Source organism: Streptomyces avidinii, assembly GCF_014650695.1.
GTDB lineage: Bacteria > Actinomycetota > Actinomycetes > Streptomycetales > Streptomycetaceae > Streptomyces > Streptomyces avidinii.
Genome location: NZ_BMVL01000015.1, coordinates 128,396 through 145,332, shown reverse-complemented (window position 1 = coordinate 145,332; position 16,937 = coordinate 128,396). Strand labels below are relative to the sequence as shown.

Sequence of the window (16,937 nt, the reverse complement as noted above, 5' to 3'; positions counted from 1 at the left end):
TGGACGTCAGGACGTCCTAGACGTCGATGACGATGGTGAACGGGCCGTGATTGGTCAGCGAGACCCTCATGTCCGCGCCGAACCGGCCCGTCGCCACCGTCGCGCCCAGCGCGCGCAGCTGCGCCACGACCTCGTCGACCAGCGGCTCGGCGACCGGGCCGGGAGCCGCCGCGTTCCAGGTGGGGCGGCGGCCCTTGCGAGCGTCGCCGTAGAGCGTGAACTGGGAGATCACCAGCAGCGGTGCGCCGTTGTCGCTGCAGGACTTCTCGCCCTCCAGGATCCGCACGGACCACAGCTTGCGCGCCAGCACCGCCGCCTTCTCCGGGGTGTCGTCGTGGGTCACCCCCACCAGCACGCACAGCCCCTCGCCGACGATCTCGCCCACAATCGCGCCGTCCACGACGACGCTCGCGCCGTCCACCCTCTGCACCACTGCTCGCATACCACCTGTGTACCAGGCTTGCACCCGTCCGGGGCCGATCGGGTGGCGTGGGACTGCACCCGGGCCACGGAGAGTGGCACGATGCACGCAGGCGGTGCGGGTGCGCCGCACCGGTCGAGGGGACGGACTCGTTCGTATGAATACTTCTGGTACCTCCGTACCTGCATCACCCGCCTCCGTCGCAGCTGCCGCGGCAAGACCACCCGCGCAGCGCACGGCCGAGACGCAGGGGCAGCCGGCCCCGGCGATCGCGCTCGGACTGCCGGAGCTGCGCGCCCTGCGCCGCGACGCGCAGCGCGACGAGGCCGATCTGAGCTATGTACGCAGACTGCTCCAGGGCCGCATCGACATCCTGCGGGCCGAGCTGGCCCGGCGGGCGGACCCCGAGGCGGCCCGGCGGACGGACCCCGAGGCGCCGGTGGTGGACCGGCTCTCGGTGATCCTCGCCGACGCACCCTCCAGCCGCAGCGCCTCCGCCCGGCACGTCACGCTGGGTACCCCGCACAGCGAGGAGTACCGGCTGCTGGCGGCGGAGATGCTGTCCGACGTGGAGCTCTCGGACCTCGGCGCCCGCACGGACAACGAGCTGCACGACGGGCTGGGCCGGCTGGTGCGCTACGAGCAGCAGGTCTCGCGGCGCCGCCAGCAGCTCCAGCGCACGGTGGACGACTGCACTGCCGAGATCACTCGCCGGTACCGGGAGGGCGAGGCGCAGGTGGACGACCTGCTGGCGTAGAAAATCGGGCGACCGGCGGCGGTCGGAAGATTAGCGTGGGCGGCTATGACTGCTGACGTCCGGCCGATCGCCGAATCCGAGCTCCCCCACTGGCTGCGCACGGTGCACACCGGCTTCCTGACCACGAGCCCGGTGAGCGACGCCGACATAGCGCAGCGGGCCAAGTACAGCGACTTCTCCCGGATGCTGGGAGCGTTCGACTCCGACAGCGGGCGCTGTGTGGCTGCCCTGCGCTCCTTCCCGCAGGAACTGACCGTGCCCGGCGGGGCGGCCGTCCGCACCAGCGCCGTCTCCAACGTGGGCGTGCTGCCCACCCACCGCCGCCAGGGTCTGCTGACCCGGATGATGGCCGCCGAGTTCGCCGCGGCCGCGGCGCGCGGCGACGCGCTGGCCACGCTGATCGCCGCCGAGTACCCGATCTACGGGCGCTACGGCTTCGGGCCCGCCACCTCGTTCGTGGAGTGGGAGATCGACGTACCGCGCACCGGGCTGGACCGGAGGCTGTCGGCGCCCGTGGACGGCGGGCGGATCGAGCTGGTGGACGTGGAGGAACTGCGGCGGGTGGGGCCCGGGCTGCACGAGCGGCTGCGGGCGGTCACGCCCGGGGTGGTCAACCGCGACGAGCGCTGGTGGAGCCTGGCGACGGGCCTGGAGCAGTGGTCGTACCGCCCCTACAAGGACAAGTTCCACGCCGTGTACCGGACGGCGGAGGGGGAGGCGGCCGGCTTCGTCGTCTACAGCGCCGACGACCACTGGTCGGACGCGAAGGTCCCGCTGAACACCGTGCGGGTCCGCGACCTGGTGGCGCTCACCCCGCAGGCGGAGCGGGCCCTGTGGCAGTTCCTGTGCTCCATCGACTGGGTGCAGAAGGTCCGCACCGGCTACCGGGCCCCCGACGACCTCTGCCCGCAGCTGCTGCCCGACCCGCGGTCGGCCCGGATCGTCTCCGCGGCGGACTTCCTGTGGGTGCGGGTGCTGGACGTCGTACGGGCGCTCGGCGCGCGGACGTACGAGGTGCCCGGGGTGCTCGTCCTGGAGGTCACCGACGAGGGGGGCCCGGCGGCCGGCCGCTACCGGCTGGACGCGGGCGCCGGCACGTGCGAGCGGACGTCGGAGGCGGCGGACCTGCGGCTGGACGTAGCCGCGCTGGGTTCCCTGTACCTGGGCGACACGTCGGCGGCGCGGCTGGCCGCGCTGGGCCGGGTGGGCGAGGAGCGGCCGGGGGCGGTGGCGCTGGCGGACGCGGTGTTCCGTACCGCGCGCCGCCCGTGGTGCCCGGACATCTTCTGATCCCGGATCCTTGATCACTGACCGATCGTTCACCGAGGACTGAGGCATTTGACGTCACTTGTGGAATCCCTGCGGGCCGCAGGCTGCGTGTTCGCCGAGGAGGAGGCCGAGCTCCTCACCGGGGCCGCCGCCGACGCCGACCACCTCGCGGAGCTGCTGGCCCGCCGCGTGGGCGGCGAACCGCTGGAACACGTCGTCGGCTGGGCGGAGTTCTGCGGTCTGCGCATGGAGGTCGGCGCGGGGGCCTTCGTACCGCGCCGGCGCACGGAGTTCCTGGTGCAGGAGGCGGTGGTGCTGGCCCGGCCCGGCGCGGTGGTGCTGGACCTGTGCTGCGGGGTCGGCGCCCTGGGTGCGGCGGTGGCCGCGCAGCTGGTGGGCGGCGTGGAGCTGCACGCGGCGGACATCGACCCGGCGGCGCTGGCGTACGCGCGGCGCAACGTGGCCCCGTACGGCGGCCGGGTGTGGGAGGGCGACCTGTACGCCGCGCTCCCGTCGTCGCTGCGCGGCCGGGTGGACGTGCTGGTGGTCAACGCCCCGTACGTGCCGACGGAGGAGATCGGCCTGATGCCGGCGGAGGCGCGGGAGCACGAGCCGCTGGTCTCCCTGGACGGCGGGGCCGACGGTCTGGACGTCCACCGCCGGGTGGCGGCCGGAGCCCTGCCCTGGCTGGCCCCGGGGGGCCGGCTGCTGATCGAGACGAGCGCCCGCCAGTCCCCGTCGACGGCCTCGGCGCTGGCCTCGGCGGGCCTCGCGGTCCGGGCGGTCACGTCTGAGGAGCTGTACGCGACGGTGGTGATCGGAACCGCCTGACGCGCGGCCGGCGAGAAGTTTCCGCGCGCGGGCTGTCACATGTGCGGGGCGGGGCGGGTCAGTGGAGTGAAGCAGGCGGGAAACCGACCGGGACGAGTCCGTCCCGGGGCCCGCCCGAGGGGAGCGTCAGATGTCCACCACCGCTGTTGTCCTTGCCCTGGTCGGCGCGTTCATGGTCGGGTTCTCGGCGGCCTCGGTCTTCCTCGGGGCGAAGTGGGTCGTCGAGCCGCTGGCCGCGTACGGGGTTCCGCGTACGTGGTGGACCTGGCTCGGCGTCGCGAAGGCCGCGGGGGCGGCGGGCCTGGTGGCGGGAGTCTTCGTCCCGGCGATCGGCATCGCGGCGGCCCTCGGCATCACCCTCTACTTCGCGGGGGCGGTGCTCACGGTGCTCCGGGCGAAGTCCTACGCCCACGTGGCCTTCCCGGTGATCTACGCAGCCCCGGCGGTGGCCACCCTGGCCCTCGCGATGGGCGGCTGAGCCCCGGGCGGGGTGGGTGGCGCGGGGTCGGGGGTCGGTGGGAGATGTTGCAAGCAGGGCGCTTGCAATAGTTAGCAGAGTCGGGCAGGATCACAGCATGGCATCGCTCAACGTCGGAAATCTCGGCGAGTACCTCCGTGAGCAACGGCGGCAGGCTCAGCTCTCGCTGCGCCAGCTGGCCGAGCAGGCGGGGGTGTCGAATCCGTACCTGAGCCAGATCGAGCGCGGGCTGCGCAAGCCGAGCGCGGACATCCTGCAGCAGCTGGCCAAGGCGCTGCGGATCTCCGCGGAGACGCTGTACGTGCAGGCCGGGATCCTGGATGAGCGGGACCCGGACGAGGTGGAGACGCGAGCCGTCATACTCGCCGACCCGTCCATCAACGAGCGGCAGAAGCAGGTGCTGCTCCAGATCTACGAGTCGTTCCGCAAGGAGAACGCGCTCGAAGCGCCCGCCGACGAGATGCCGTCGAAGACGAACTGAAGTTGATCCGGGAGGACCAGCAGCATGGCCATCGCCGATGACCTGAAGAAGACCCTCACCGACCCCACTCCCCTCTACTTCGCCGCGGGCACGGCCGACCTGGCCGTGCAGCAGGCCAAGAAGGTGCCCGACCTGATCGAGCAGCTGCGCGCCGAGGCCCCCGCGCGCATCGAGGCCGTGAAGAACACGGACCCGAAGGCCGTACAGGAAGCGGTCACCGCCAAGGTCGCCGAGGTGCTCGGCGCGATCGACCCGAAGAAGCTCGGGGAGACCGCCCAGGACCTGGCGCTGCGCGGTGTCGGCGTGGCCGCCGAGTACGCGGTGCGCGCCAAGGAGACCTACGACAAGGTCGCCGAGCACGGCGAGCAGGCCGTGCGCAGCTGGCGCGGCGAGGTCTCCGCGGAGATCGTCGACATCGCCGTGGCCGTCGAGCCCGAGGCCGAGGCGGAGCCGGCGAAGGAGCCGGTCGCCGAGGCCGCCGCCGACGAGAAGCCCGCGGCCAAGAAGTCCCCCGCGCGCAGGACCACGGCCAAGAAGGCCTCGGTCACGGCGGACGACGCGAGCTGAAGCACGGCCGCATGAGCGACGGCGGGCCGGGCACCCTTCAGGTGCCCGGCCCGTTGTGGTTCATGAGGGCGTCCGTGCCGGTAGCGTGGAGACGGGCGGCATCCGAAGTGCGAAGAAGAAGCTGAGAAGGCGGTCGAAGCGATGTTGATGGAAGGGTTCGATCGAGGCGTGATCCCGTTCCTCGGGCTCGCCATGCTGGTGCTCGCGGTCGTGGCCTTCGTGTTCGCGCTGGTGGCGCGGGACGACGCGTACCGGGCGGCCGACAAGCAGAGCAAGACCTTCTGGCTGGTCATCCTCGGCGTCACCGTCGCCGTGGACTTCTTCCTCGGGATGCTGTTCCTGCAGATCGCCGGTCTCGTCGCGACCATCGTGTTCTTCGTGGACGTGCGCCCCGCCCTCAAGCAGGTCTCGGGCGGCGGTGGCGGCCGGCGCGGCGGCAGCAGCAGTGACGGCCCGTACGGGCCCTACAACGGCGGACGGTAGCCGCACCGCCCGTCCCCGGCCGTTCAGCCCTCGGCGCGGGAGAGCAGCACCACGGCCACGTCGTCGGTGAGCTCGCCGCCGTTGAGCCGGCGGGCCTCGGTGACGGAGGCCTCCAGCAGGCCCTCACCGCTCAGTCCGCGGTCCAGGTGCCGGTTGATCATGTCGACCATCCCGTCCTGGCCCAGGCGCTCCTTGCCCTCGCCGATGCGGCCCTCGATCAGCCCGTCGGTGTAGAGCATCAGGCTCCAGCTGCCGCCCAGCTCGACCTGGCGGCGCGGCCAGCGGGCCCGGGGCAGCAGGCCGAGGGCCGGGCCGCTGTTCTCGTACGGGAGCAGCCGCGCGCGGCGGCCCGGCCGGGAGATCAGCGGTGCCGGATGGCCGGCCAGGCAGAGTCCGGCGCGGCGGCCGTCCGGGGCTATGTCGACCGTGCACAGCGTCGCGAAGATCTCCTCGCAGGGCCGCTCCACCTCCAGGACCTCCTGGAGGGTGGCCAGCAGGTCGTCGCCGCAGAGGCCGGCGAGGGTCAGGGCGCGCCAGGCGATGCGGAGCTCGACGCCGAGCGCGGCCTCGTCGGGGCCGTGGCCGCAGACGTCGCCGATCATGGCGTGGACGGTGCCGTCGGGGGTGCGGACGGTGTCGTAGAAGTCGCCTCCGAGCAGGGCTCGGCTGCGGCCGGGGCGGTAGCGGGCGGCGAAGCGGAGGTCGGAGCCCTCCAGGAGGGGCGTGGGGAGCAGACCGCGTTCGAGGCGGGCGTTCTCCTGGGCGCGCAGTTTCGATTCTGCGAGCTTGTACTGGGCGATGTCCGCCCGTTTTCTCTCCACGGCGTAGCGGATGGCGCGGCTCAGCAGCCGGCCGTCCAGCTCGTCCCGGAAGAGGAAGTCCTGGGCGCCGACCCGGACGGCCTCGGCGGCGCGCTCGGCATCGTCCTCGCCGGTGAGGACGAGGACGGCGTGGTGCGGGGCGAGGCGCAGCACCTGGCGGAGGGCGAGCAGCTGGTCCACGGCGGTGGTCGTGGTCGTGCCGGTGGCCGTCGCCGTGGCGGTGGCCGCGACACCCGGCATCCGGGCGCTGGTGTCCGGGAGGGACAGGTCCAGCAGGATGCAGTGCACGTCGGGCGTGAGCAGCCGCTCGGCCTCGGTGAGGTTGCGGGCGGTGCGGAGCCGGATGCGGTGGCCGTCCGCGTCGAGGATCTCGGGGACGGTGAGGCCGCCGGCCGGGTCGTCCTCGATGACCAGGAGGGTCAGCTGGCTCGTGTGCGGGGCCGGGGCCGGGGCCGGGGCCGGGGTCTGTGGCACCGGAGTCTGTGGCGCCGGGGGCTGGGTGGGGTGAGGGAGCTGAGGGGTCGCCTGCGCGACGCCCGTGCCGGTTGCGGCCGGGGCGGCGGTGTACAGAACGGCCTGACCGCTCTCCGTGGCCGGGGTGTCCCTCTGCCGCGGTACGGGTACGGGCATCGTCTCCGGTTCCTTCCCTCCCCCCGAGGGTGCGCTCGTCCGGCAGACCCTAGCGGTCCCGGCCCGGCGAACGGAATGCCGTTCTTGGTGAGCGCCTCCGGCATATGCGGCTATCGCGGGGGAAAATCGGCCTCACTGGATGACAAAGGTCACGGCGGGGCCGCGTTCAGTCCCGTCCATCGAGACGTCCCCGAGCCCCACCGGGTTGCCTCCGCCGCCCGAAATCGAGGGGCTCCGCCCCGGACCCCGCGCCTCGAACGCCGGTGAGGCCGAATTTTCGCCCCGCCGCGCCCTCTCCAGCCTCTCCGGCGTTTGAGGAGCGGGGCCCGGAGCCCCGGTGGGGCCGGAACGGGGCCGCACCGTACGGGACCGCCGAGCGACCCCGCAGGGGCTACGCGTCGGGGCGGACCACTGCCTTGATCGGCATCGAGCCGGCGCCCGCCATCGTCACGTTCCGGCCGGGCCGCGGCGCGTGGACCATCGCACCGTCGCCGACGTACATCCCCACGTGGCTCGCGTCGTCGAAGTAGATGATCAGGTCGCCCGGCCGCATGTCCTTCAGCGCGACCTTCGGCAGCAGCCGCAGCTGCTCCTGAGAGGTGCGCGGGATGCCCTTGCCCGCTGCGCGCCAGGCCTGCGAGGTCAGCCCGGAGCAGTCGTAGGAGTCCGGACCGACGGCGCCCCATTTGTACGGCTTGCCCATCTGGGCGGTGGCGAACTGCACGGCCAGCCTGCCGGCTTCGGTCGCCTTGCCGTTGACGTCCTTCATCGCGCCCGTCGACAGCCATGCCGTCTGAGCCTTGTACTGGGCTTCCTGCTCCAGCTGGATCAGCCGGGCCTTCTCCTCGGCCTCCAGCTTGCTCTCCAGCTCCTCCGCGGCCTTGATCTTCTCCTCGATCTGCTTCTTGGACTCCTCCGACTTGATGCGGTTGGCCTCCAGGGTGGCCCAGCGCTCGCCCGCCTCCGTGGCGTAGCGCTGCAAGTCCGCCTGGGTCCGGTCCAGTTCGGAGAGCAGGCCCGAGGTGGCCTTCTCGCCCTGGCGCAGCCTGCCGGCCCCGTCGAGGAACTGGTTCGGGTCGTCGCTCAGCGCCAGCTGCGCGCCCGGCGGCATGCCGCCCGAGCGGTACTGGGCGCGAGCGGCGGCGCCCGCCCGGTTCTTCAGGGCGGCGATCCTCTCCTTGCCGGCGACGACGAGCTTGGCGATCTCGACGATCTTGTCCGACTGGGCCTTGGTCTCGGCCTCGGCGAGGTTGTAGGCGTCGGTGGCGGTGCCCGCCTGCCGGTACAGCCCCTCGATCTCCTTGCGGACCTGCTCCAAGGACTTGCTGCCCGGCTCGGGCAGTGGCGCCGCAGGGGCGGCCGGTGAGGCCGGGGCCGCGGGGGCCGCCGGAGCCGCGTACGCCATGCCCGTCGCGAGGCCCGGCGCCGTCAGCACCGCCATCGTGCACACCAGCACGAGCGAGCTCGCGCCGCGTCGTCGCCCTACGGCTCCCATGGTCCCCCCAGGCACCCGAGCCAGACCTGGTATCAGATCTGACTATTCATCAGTAACTTGTCACCGCCATCGGGATGGTGCCACGAGTCGATGAATTCCAACACCCTTGTGGACGGCGTCCCGATCTTGTCCGCCCCAACGGACCCCTGCCCCCGGCTCCTCACGGCTCAACGGATCACCCGAGCCGCCGGTTCCCCACCCCGCCGCATTCACCCCACCGGGCGCAACGCCTCCCAGGGCAGCGTCAGTTCCCCTTGCCGCCACCGCCGGGGACCGTCCACCAGCGGCCAGTCCCCGGCGAGCGCCCGCGCCGTCCGGATCCAGCGCTGCCGCGCCCCGTAGGCGGCGTACGGGGCCGCAGCCGCCCAGGCCCGGTCGAAGTCCCGCAGGAACGCGTGCACCGGCTCGCCCGGCACGTTCCGGTGGATCAGCGCCTTCGGCAGCCGCTCCGCCAGGTCCGAGGGGCGCTCCAGGGAGCCCAGCCGGGTCGCGAACGTCACCGTGCGCGCCCCCTCCGGCCCCAGCGCCACCCACACGTGCCGCCGCCCGATCTCGTCGCAGGTCCCCTCCACCAGCAGCCCGTCCGGGGCCAGCCGCGCGCACAGCCGCGCCCACACCTCCGCGACCTGCTCCTCGTCGTACTGGCGCAGTACGTTCGCCGCGCGGATCAGCGCCGGCCGGGCCCCGCCGTCCAGCGGCACCTCGAAACCGCCGTGCCGGAAGCTCAGCCCCTCCCGCTCGTACGGCTTCGCCCCCGCCACCCGCGCCGGCTCGATCTCGATGCCGACCACCCGCACCCGCGGGGCCGCGTCCCGCAGCCGCGCCAGCAGCTCGACCGCAGTCCAGGGCGCGGCCCCGTAGCCGAGGTCGACCGCGACCGGAGCCTCCGCGCGCCGCAGCGCGGCCCCGTGGGTGGCCGCGATCCAGCGGTCCATCCGGCGCAATCGGTTCGGATTCGTCGTCCCGCGCGTCACCGAGCCCACGGGGCGGCCGGGCGCGCGGCGGGAGGACGGGGTACTGCGGGAGGCCATGAGCCGAGAGTAAGCGGAGGGTCCGCACACCATGAAAATCCCGCGACGCGCCCATGGGGACGAGGAAACCCGCAGGAAAACCGTGCAGCCCGGAATGCGGGAGACAGCCATCCGGGTTGCACTCCTTGCAGGGCGCCTTCCGCGCTCCCGCCGTCATGCCGTCCGGCATGCCGTCCGAGCGTCGTGCGCGCGCCGTCCGAGCCGAGAGGACTGGTCCCTTGAGCCAGTACGTGTCCCGCCTCAGTGGTCGCCTCGCCGCCGCCCGTGCCACCCGGTACGAGCCGCCCCGCCTGCGCCTTCCGGCCGTCGGCCACCACCGCAAGCCGCGCCGCGTGGCCATGCTCAGCGTGCACACCTCACCGCTGCACCAGCCCGGCACCGGCGACGCGGGCGGCATGAACGTCTACATCGTGGAGCTGGCCAAGCGGCTCGCCGCGATCAACATCGAGGTCGAGATCTTCACCCGGGCCACCACCGGCGGGCTGCCGCCCGTGGTCGACCTGGCCCCCGGTGTCCTCGTACGGCACGTGGACGCGGGCCCCTACGAGGGCCTCGCCAAGGAGGAGCTCCCCGCCCAGCTGTGCGCCTTCACCCACGGCGTGATGCAGGCCTGGGCCGGCCACCGCCCCGGCTACTACGACCTCGTCCACTCCCACTACTGGCTCTCCGGCCACGTGGGCTGGCTCGCCGCCGAACGTTGGGGCGTCCCCCTCGTGCACGCCATGCACACCATGGCGAAGGTCAAGAACGCGGCGCTGGCCGAGGGGGACACGCCCGAGCCCGCCGCGCGGGTCATAGGCGAGACCCAGATCGTGGCCGCCGCCGACCGGCTCATCGCGAACACCGCCGAGGAGGCCGACGAGCTCGTCCGGCACTACGAGGCCGACCCCGCCAAGGTGGCCGTCGTCCACCCCGGCGTGAACCTCGACCGCTTCACGGTCGGCGACGGCCGGGCCGCCGCCCGCGCCCGCCTCGGCCTGCCGCAGGACGCCGTCATCCCGCTGTTCGCCGGGCGGATCCAGCCGCTGAAGGCCCCCGACATCCTGCTGCGCTCCGTCGCCGTCATGGTCGACCAGGACCCCTCGCTGCGCCGCCGCCTCTTCGTCCCCGTCGTCGGCGGCCCCAGCGGCAGCGGCCTCGCCAAGCCCGAGGGCCTGCAGAAGCTCGCCGCGAAGCTCGGCATCGCCGACCTCGTGCACTTCCACCCGCCCGTCGCTCAGGACGGGCTCGCCGACTGGTTCCGGGCGGCGTCCGTGCTGGTCATGCCCTCCTACAGCGAGTCCTTCGGGCTCGTCGCGATAGAGGCCCAGGCCGCCGGCACGCCGGTGCTCGCCGCCGAGGTCGGCGGGCTGCCCGTCGCTGTCAACGACGGGGTCACGGGGATCCTCGTACCCGGGCACGACCCGGTGGACTACGCGCGTGAGCTGCGGCGCTTCGTGGACGAGCCCGGGCTCGCGGACCGGATGGGCGCGGACGCGGCGCGGCACGCGCAGTTCTTCGGCTGGGACACCGCGGCGAGCGGCACGGCCGACGTCTACACCGCGGCCATGCATGATCATCGCCGTCGCGTACGCTCCCACCATGGCTGACACCGCCGAGATCATCGAGAGCGCGCTCACCGCCGCGGAGCTGAGCTGGGAGAGCCCCGAGAAGGGGTCCTACGTCGTCCAGCTCCCCGGCACCCGCAAGCTGAGCACCACCTGCTCGCTCAAGGTCGGCCGGCACTCGCTGTCGGTCAACGCCTTCGTGATCCGCCACCCCGACGAGAACGAGGCGGGCGTCCACCGCTGGCTGCTGGAGCGCAACCTCAAGCTGTACGGCATGGCGTACGCGGTGGACCGCCTCGGCGACATCTACCTGACGGCCCGGCTCCCGCTGTCGGTCGTCGACCCGGAGGAGCTGGACCGGCTGCTCGGCACGGTCCTGGAGGCGGCGGACGGCTCCTTCAACACCCTGCTGGAGCTGGGCTTCGCGAGCGCGATCCGGCGCGAGTACGAATGGCGGGTCTCGCGCGGCGAGCCGACCTTCAACCTCGACGCCTTCAAGCACCTCACGCGCCCGTCCTGACCCCGCGCTCTCACGCGTCGGCGGTGGCGGGAGCGGCGGCGCCGCGGGTCCGGAGCCGCGCTCACCCCTCCGCGGCGGCCGGAGCCGGCGCGGACGCCGGTGCGGGAGCACCCGCACCCGCACCCGAGGCCCCGGCCCCGGCCACACCCCCGTCACTCCGGGGGAGGTTCCGCATCAGCAGCCAGTAGCCGACGGCCGCGACCGTGCCGAGGCCGGCCGTGGTCCCCCAGAGCCAGGGCGCGCCGAACCGGTCGATGACCGTGCCCGCCAGCAGCGGCGCCACCAGCGAGGCCACCGCCCACGACAGCGTGTACACGCCCTGGTAGCGGCCGCGCCCGTGCAGCGGGGAGAGCCGGACGACCAGGCTCATCTGGGTCGGCGAGTTGATGATCTCGGCCAGGGTCCAGACGCAGACGGTCAGGGCGAGGGCCCCGACCGAGCCGCCGAAGGCCGTGAGGCCGAATCCGTACCCCGCCAGCAGCGCCGAGAGCACCAGCAGCTTCTGCGGATCGCGGTGTTCGATGAATCGGGTGACGGGGATCTGGAGCAGCACGATCAGGATGCCGTTGACGGCGACGACCAGGCCGTAGTCGGTGGTGGAGAAGCCCGCCGCCCCCATCGCCAGCGGCAGTCCGAACGCCCCCTGCATGTAGATCAGCGAGATCAGGAAGGACAGCCCGACCACGCCCATGTAGCGCCCGTCGCGCAGCACCGTGCCCAGGCCGACCTCCGCCTCGACGGCCGTCTGCGTCGCTGCCTTCTCCGGGCGGGACTCGGGCAGCTTCACGAAGACCAGCACCGCGCAGGTCAGCGTCAGGGCCGCCTCGCCCAGGAAGCCTGCCAGGTAGCTGTGCTGCGCGATCAGGCCCGCCACCATGGAGCTGATGGCGAAGCCGAGGTTGATGGCCCAGTAGTTGAGCGCGAAGGCCCGTACGCGGTCCTCGGGGCGGACGATGTCCGCCATCATCGCGGCGACCGCCGGCCGGGAGGCGTTCGAGGTCATGCCGACGAGCAGGGCCACGGCCGCGATCGCCGCCGGGTGCTCCATGAAGCCCAGCAGCGCCACCGAAAAGGCGGTCGAGGCCTGGGCGGCCAGCAGCGTGGGACGGCGCCCCAGCCGGTCGGTCATCACACCGGCGACGAGGGAGGAGATGACCCCGCCCAGCCCGTGGAGGGCGACCACGAGTCCCGCGAAGGAGGCCGAGTAGCCGCGGTCGACGGTCAGGTACAGGGTCATGAAGGTGGCGACGAAGGCCCCGAGGCGGTTCACGAGGGTGCTCGTCCAGAGCCACCAGAACGCGGGCGGCAGCCCCGAGACGCTCTCCCGGGCGGCTTGTCCGATACGGGCAGCGGACATGGAAAGTTCCCCCCGGGGCATCAGTATGTAAGCGTCTCTCTTGCAGTGGGCACATTACGATTGCCGAGGATCCGAGCGCCACTCGATTGACGCGGGCCGTCAATCCGCCGGCACCCGGCACCGCGCGCGAGCCCGCCCGGGCGTCCATTAGGCTCGTGCGCATGGCCGACGCACCGTACAAGCTGATCCTCCTCCGCCACGGCGAGAGCGACTGGAACGCGAAGAACCTGTTCACCGGCTGGGTGGACGTCAATCTCACCGAGAAGGGCGAGAAGGAGGCGGTCCGCGGCGGTGAGCTGCTCAAGGACGCCGGCCTGCTGCCCGACGTGCTGCACACCTCCCTCCAGAAGCGCGCCATCCGCACCGCGCAGCTCGCGCTGGAGGCCGCCGACCGCCACTGGATCCCGGTGCACCGCTCCTGGCGCCTGAACGAGCGCCACTACGGTGCGCTCCAGGGCAAGGACAAGGCGCAGACCCTCGCGGAGTTCGGCGAGGAGCAGTTCATGCTGTGGCGCCGCTCGTACGACACCCCGCCGCCGGTCCTGGAGGACGGTACGGAGTTCTCGCAGTCCGCGGACCCGCGCTACGCGTCGATCCCGAACGAGCTGCGCCCGCGCACGGAGTGCCTCAAGGATGTCGTCGAGCGCATGCTGCCGTACTGGTACGACGGCATCGTCCCGGACCTGCTGGCCGGCCGCACGGTCCTGGTCGCCGCGCACGGCAACTCCCTGCGCGGTCTGGTCAAGCACCTGGACGGCATCTCCGACGCCGACATCACGGGCCTGAACATTCCGACCGGCATCCCGCTCGTCTACGAACTGGACGCCGACTTCAAGCCCCTCACCCCGGGCGGCACCTACCTCGACCCGGACGCCGCCGCGGCGGCCATCGAGGCGGTCAAGAACCAGGGCAAGAAGAAGTAAGAAGAGTGATCATGCCCCTGACCCGCACGCATGGTGCGGGTCGGGGGCTTTCGTCTGCGCCGGTGCGTAGGATTTCGTGAAGATCGGCTCAGGGGGAGCCGCTCCGCGGCGGTTCCCTGTGCGGGTACGCGAAAGGCCCCGGCCGAAGAGACTCGGGCGGGGCCTTCGTGCGCGTGTGCAGCCGGTGGCGGCGGTCAGCCGCCGCACTGGCAGGGGGCGCCGGACTGGCAGCCGCAGCCGCAGCCCGAGCCGCAGCCGCAGGCCGCGAGCAGGGGCAGCCGCAGCGGCTCCGGCCGCGGCGGCTCCGCCTGCTCCGGGGTGATCGGGACGGGGGAATCGGGCATGGTTCCTCCTCGTAGAGCGGTGCCCCGCGGCATACGGGACTTCGTACGACGACCGCTCTCGCCCTCATTGATGCCCAGCCGTACCGGCGCGTCAACGGCGCATTGGGGCTCGGACGGGATGCCCGGCTCAGACCCCGTCGACCTGGGTCGGCTGCTGGAGGTCGTCCGCGTGCTCACCCGTCACCAGGTAGACCACGCGCTTGGCCACCGACACCGCGTGGTCCGCGAAGCGCTCGTAGTAGCGGCCCAGCAGGGTCACGTCCACCGCGGTCTCGATGCCGTGCTTCCAGCGGTCGTCCATCAGGTGCTGGAAGAGCGTGCGGTGCAGCTGGTCCATCTCGTCGTCGTCCTGCTCCAGCTGGAGGGCGAGGTCGACGTCCTTCGTGATGATGACCTCGGCGGCCTTCGCCATCAGGCGCTGCGCCAGCTGCCCCATCTCCAGGATGGTGGCGTGCAGGTCGCGCGGCACGGCTGTGTCCGGGAAGCGCAGCCGGGCGAGCTTCGCCACGTGCTGGGCCAGGTCCCCGCTGCGCTCCAGGTCGGCGCTCATCCGCAGCGAGGTCACCACGATGCGCAGGTCGGTGGCCACGGGCTGCTGGCGGGCCAGCAGGGCGATGGCGCGCGCCTCCAGGTCGTGCTGGAGGTCGTCGACCTTCTGGTCGGCGGCGATGACGCTCTCGGCGAGCTTCAGGTCGGCGTCGAGCATGGACGTCGTGGCCCGCCCGATCGCGGAACCGACCAGCCGGGCCATCTCGACGAGGCCTTCTCCGATCGAGTCCAGTTCCTCGTGGTACGCGTCGCGCATGTCTCGTGTCCCTCTCTCGACCTACTGCTGCCTACTGCAAGCACTGCCCTGGACGGGCCGGGGCGGCCATCGGCCCCCACGTTGACACGGTGAGCCGCAAACGCGTCCGACTCCGGCATCCCAAGTGAATCAACCCGGTCGCCAGGGTGAACTCTGGGCGACGAGTGTTCGAGGTGCCACCCGAACGGCTGTGGAAGTGTCGTCCGGCCTGCTTAACCTGGATCCATGGACGTGAACGCGGCGGTCGCCGCAGCTGCAGCGATCGCCGGTCTTTGCACCGGTGTGATCGCGATGCTGGCGTTCCGCTGGAGCGAGCGCGACCAGGCCCGCCCCACCCGGAGCTCCATGCGCCCCGACATCAATGCGGTGCTCCCGCCCGGAGTGGACACCGTCCTCTCCGTGCTGCGCTCCTCGGCGGTCGTACTGGACGAGGGCGACGCGGTGGTCAAGGCCAGCTCGGCGGCGTACGCCCTCGGACTGGTCCGCGGCGGCAAGCTGGCGGTGGAGCCCATGCTCCACATGGCCCGCGACACCCGCCGGGACGGGGAGATACGCCAGGTCGAGCTGGACCTGCCCCGACGCGGTACCGGCCGGGGAGAGGCCCTCGCGGTCTCGGCGCGCGTCGCCCCGCTCGGCTCCCGCCTGGTGCTCCTCCTGGTCGAGGACCTCACCGAGGCCCGTCGCATCGAGGCCGTACGCCGCGACTTCGTGGCCAACGTGTCGCACGAGCTGAAAACCCCGGTCGGGGCGATCTCCCTGCTGTCCGAGGCCGTCATGGACGCCGCGGACGACCCCGAGGCGGTCAGCCGCTTCGCCGGCCGCATGCAGATCGAGTCCACCCGGCTGATCAACCTCGTGCAGGAGCTCATCGACCTCTCCCGGGTACAGAACGACGACCCGCTGGAGGACGCCGAGCCCGTACGCGTGGACACGCTCGTCGCCGAGGCCATCGACCGCTGCCGCCACACGGCGTCCTCCAAGCAGATCACCATGGCCGCGGGCGGTACCGCCGACCTGCGGGTATGGGGCAACCGCGGGCAGCTCGCGGCAGCCCTCGGAAATCTGGTCGAGAACGCCGTCAACTACAGCCCCGCCCGCACCCGCGTCGGCATCGCCGGACGCAGGGTGACGGCTCCTGGGGGAGACTTGATCGAGATCGCCGTGACCGACCAGGGCATCGGCATCCCGGAAAAGGACCGCGAGCGCATCTTCGAGCGCTTCTACCGCGTGGACCCGGCCCGCTCCCGCGCCACGGGAGGAACGGGCCTCGGCCTTGCGATCGTGAAGCACGTGGCCGCCTCGCACGGCGGGGAGGTGTCGGTCTGGAGCTCGGAGGGACAGGGTTCCACGTTCACCCTGCGACTCCCCGAAGCGGCCGCGCCGGCCCCGGCGGCGGCCCCCGCCACCCACCCGACCCCTGCCTGAACCAGAACCGCTCCAGCCATTCCTGCCCCGGAGGTCCTTCCGTGACCCGAGTGCTCGTCGTCGAGGATGAGGAATCCTTCAGCGACGCCCTGTCCTACATGCTCCGCAAGGAGGGCTTCGAGGTCGCCATCGCCGCGACCGGGCCCGACGGGCTGGACGAGTTCGAGCGCAACGGCGCCGACCTCGTCCTCCTCGACCTGATGCTTCCCGGCCTGCCCGGCACCGAGGTCTGCCGGCAGCTGCGCGGCCGGTCCAACGTGCCCGTGATCATGGTGACCGCCAAGGACAGCGAGATCGACAAGGTCGTCGGGCTGGAGATAGGAGCAGATGACTACGTCACCAAGCCCTTCTCCTCCCGCGAGCTGGTCGCCCGCATCCGCGCGGTGCTGCGCCGCCGCGGCGAGCCGGAGGAGGTCACCCCGGCGGCGCTGGAGGCCGGCCCCGTACGGATGGACGTCGACCGCCACGTGGTCACCGTCGCCGGCGGCAAGGTGGACCTCCCCCTGAAGGAGTTCGACCTGCTGGAGATGCTGCTGCGCAACGCGGGCCGCGTGCTGACCCGCATGCAGCTCATCGACCGGGTCTGGGGCGCCGACTACGTCGGCGACACCAAGACGCTGGACGTCCACGTCAAGCGCCTGCGAGCCAAGATCGAGCCGGACCCGGGCGCGCCGCGCTACCTGGTCACGGTCCGCGGCCTGGGCTACAAGTTCGAGCCGTAGGCCGGACCCGGCCGCCGGGCCGCCGGAGCA

The 16,937-nt window shown here is 72.4% G+C and carries 18 protein-coding genes and 1 pseudogene; 12 read left to right on the top strand and 7 right to left on the bottom strand.

All coding sequences use genetic code 11. The features are described 5' to 3' along the window. Positions 1-16: 16 nt before the first annotated feature. Positions 17-442, bottom strand: coding sequence for a D-aminoacyl-tRNA deacylase (gene dtd / locus IE257_RS30910; protein WP_189973158.1), 426 nt, complete (start codon positions 440-442; stop codon positions 17-19). A gap of 136 nt (positions 443-578) precedes the next feature. On the opposite strand from dtd, the gene IE257_RS30905 reads away from it, so the two are divergent. From IE257_RS30905 to IE257_RS30875, 7 genes are all read left to right on the top strand, one after another. Further along, positions 579-1,178: an RsiG family protein gene (locus tag IE257_RS30905; RefSeq protein WP_189973157.1), complete on the top strand. Its 600-nt coding sequence runs from the start codon at positions 579-581 to the stop codon at positions 1,176-1,178. Between the two features lie 45 nt (positions 1,179-1,223). Continuing rightward, positions 1,224-2,468, top strand: a complete 1,245-nt coding sequence (locus IE257_RS30900) for a GNAT family N-acetyltransferase (RefSeq protein ID WP_189973156.1) — start codon at positions 1,224-1,226, stop codon at positions 2,466-2,468. A gap of 48 nt (positions 2,469-2,516) precedes the next feature. Further along, positions 2,517-3,278, top strand: a complete 762-nt coding sequence (locus IE257_RS30895; protein ID WP_372453138.1) for a putative protein N(5)-glutamine methyltransferase — start codon at positions 2,517-2,519, stop codon at positions 3,276-3,278. A 130-nt stretch (positions 3,279-3,408) separates the two neighbouring features. Beyond that, positions 3,409-3,756 (top strand): DoxX family protein, encoded by a 348-nt coding sequence (locus IE257_RS30890; protein WP_189973155.1) that lies wholly within the window; start codon positions 3,409-3,411, stop codon positions 3,754-3,756. Positions 3,757-3,853: 97 nt separating this feature from the next. Continuing rightward, the gene (locus IE257_RS30885) at positions 3,854-4,237 is read left to right on the top strand and encodes a helix-turn-helix domain-containing protein (protein WP_052875667.1); all 384 of its coding nucleotides are present in this window, start codon (positions 3,854-3,856) and stop codon (positions 4,235-4,237) included. 24 nt (positions 4,238-4,261) lie between these two features. Then, complete coding sequence (locus tag IE257_RS30880) at positions 4,262-4,804, top strand: hypothetical protein (protein ID WP_189973154.1); 543 nt, start codon at positions 4,262-4,264, stop codon at positions 4,802-4,804. A gap of 141 nt (positions 4,805-4,945) precedes the next feature. Continuing rightward, positions 4,946-5,287 carry a DUF2516 family protein gene (locus IE257_RS30875; RefSeq protein WP_189973153.1) on the top strand — a complete coding sequence of 114 codons (342 nt, stop codon included), beginning with the start codon at positions 4,946-4,948 and terminating at the stop codon, positions 5,285-5,287. Positions 5,288-5,310: 23 nt separating this feature from the next. Here IE257_RS30875 and IE257_RS30870 read toward each other — a convergent pair whose 3' ends face one another. The 3 genes from IE257_RS30870 to IE257_RS30860 form a co-directional block, all read right to left on the bottom strand. Further along, positions 5,311-6,738 carry a PP2C family protein-serine/threonine phosphatase gene (locus IE257_RS30870; RefSeq protein WP_189973152.1) on the bottom strand — a complete coding sequence of 476 codons (1,428 nt, stop codon included), beginning with the start codon at positions 6,736-6,738 and terminating at the stop codon, positions 5,311-5,313. A gap of 391 nt (positions 6,739-7,129) precedes the next feature. Then, on the bottom strand, positions 7,130-8,179 hold the full coding sequence (locus tag IE257_RS30865; protein WP_229920753.1) for a C40 family peptidase: 1,050 nt from the start codon (positions 8,177-8,179) through the stop codon (positions 7,130-7,132). Between the two features lie 263 nt (positions 8,180-8,442). Next, positions 8,443-9,264, bottom strand: a complete 822-nt coding sequence (locus tag IE257_RS30860; protein ID WP_189973150.1) for a class I SAM-dependent methyltransferase — start codon at positions 9,262-9,264, stop codon at positions 8,443-8,445. 218 nt (positions 9,265-9,482) lie between these two features. On the opposite strand from IE257_RS30860, the gene mshA reads away from it, so the two are divergent. Both mshA and IE257_RS30850 read left to right on the top strand, forming a co-directional pair. Next, positions 9,483-10,853, top strand: coding sequence for a D-inositol-3-phosphate glycosyltransferase (mshA, locus tag IE257_RS30855; protein ID WP_189973149.1), 1,371 nt, complete (start codon positions 9,483-9,485; stop codon positions 10,851-10,853). Next, a complete protein-coding gene (locus IE257_RS30850) occupies positions 10,846-11,331 on the top strand; it encodes a type III secretion system chaperone family protein (protein WP_189973148.1) in 486 nt (161 codons plus the stop codon). The genes mshA and IE257_RS30850 overlap by 8 nt, the downstream gene beginning before the upstream one ends. A 61-nt stretch (positions 11,332-11,392) precedes the next feature. Here IE257_RS30850 and IE257_RS30845 read toward each other — a convergent pair whose 3' ends face one another. After that, complete coding sequence (locus IE257_RS30845; protein WP_189973147.1) at positions 11,393-12,688, bottom strand: MDR family MFS transporter; 1,296 nt, start codon at positions 12,686-12,688, stop codon at positions 11,393-11,395. 161 nt (positions 12,689-12,849) lie between these two features. Here IE257_RS30845 and IE257_RS30840 point away from each other — a divergent pair, with 161 nt between their 5' ends. Continuing rightward, on the top strand, positions 12,850-13,611 hold the full coding sequence (locus IE257_RS30840; protein WP_030012610.1) for a phosphoglyceromutase: 762 nt from the start codon (positions 12,850-12,852) through the stop codon (positions 13,609-13,611). A 194-nt stretch (positions 13,612-13,805) separates the two neighbouring features. Here IE257_RS30840 and IE257_RS30835 read toward each other — a convergent pair whose 3' ends face one another. Beyond that, on the bottom strand, positions 13,806-13,955 hold the full coding sequence (locus IE257_RS30835; RefSeq protein ID WP_184791560.1) for a hypothetical protein: 150 nt from the start codon (positions 13,953-13,955) through the stop codon (positions 13,806-13,808). 127 nt (positions 13,956-14,082) lie between these two features. After that, entirely contained in the window at positions 14,083-14,760 is a 678-nt protein-coding gene (phoU, locus tag IE257_RS30830; RefSeq protein ID WP_030387284.1) for a phosphate signaling complex protein PhoU, read from the bottom strand. Between the two features lie 225 nt (positions 14,761-14,985). Between phoU and phoR the strand changes: the two are divergent. Both phoR and phoP read left to right on the top strand, forming a co-directional pair. Next, a pseudogene (phoR, locus tag IE257_RS30825) lies at positions 14,986-16,155 on the top strand (two-component system sensor histidine kinase PhoR); the annotation flags it as partial. A gap of 80 nt (positions 16,156-16,235) precedes the next feature. After that, complete coding sequence (gene phoP, locus IE257_RS30820; protein ID WP_465270294.1) at positions 16,236-16,907, top strand: two-component system response regulator PhoP; 672 nt, start codon at positions 16,236-16,238, stop codon at positions 16,905-16,907. Positions 16,908-16,937: the final 30 nt, after the last annotated feature.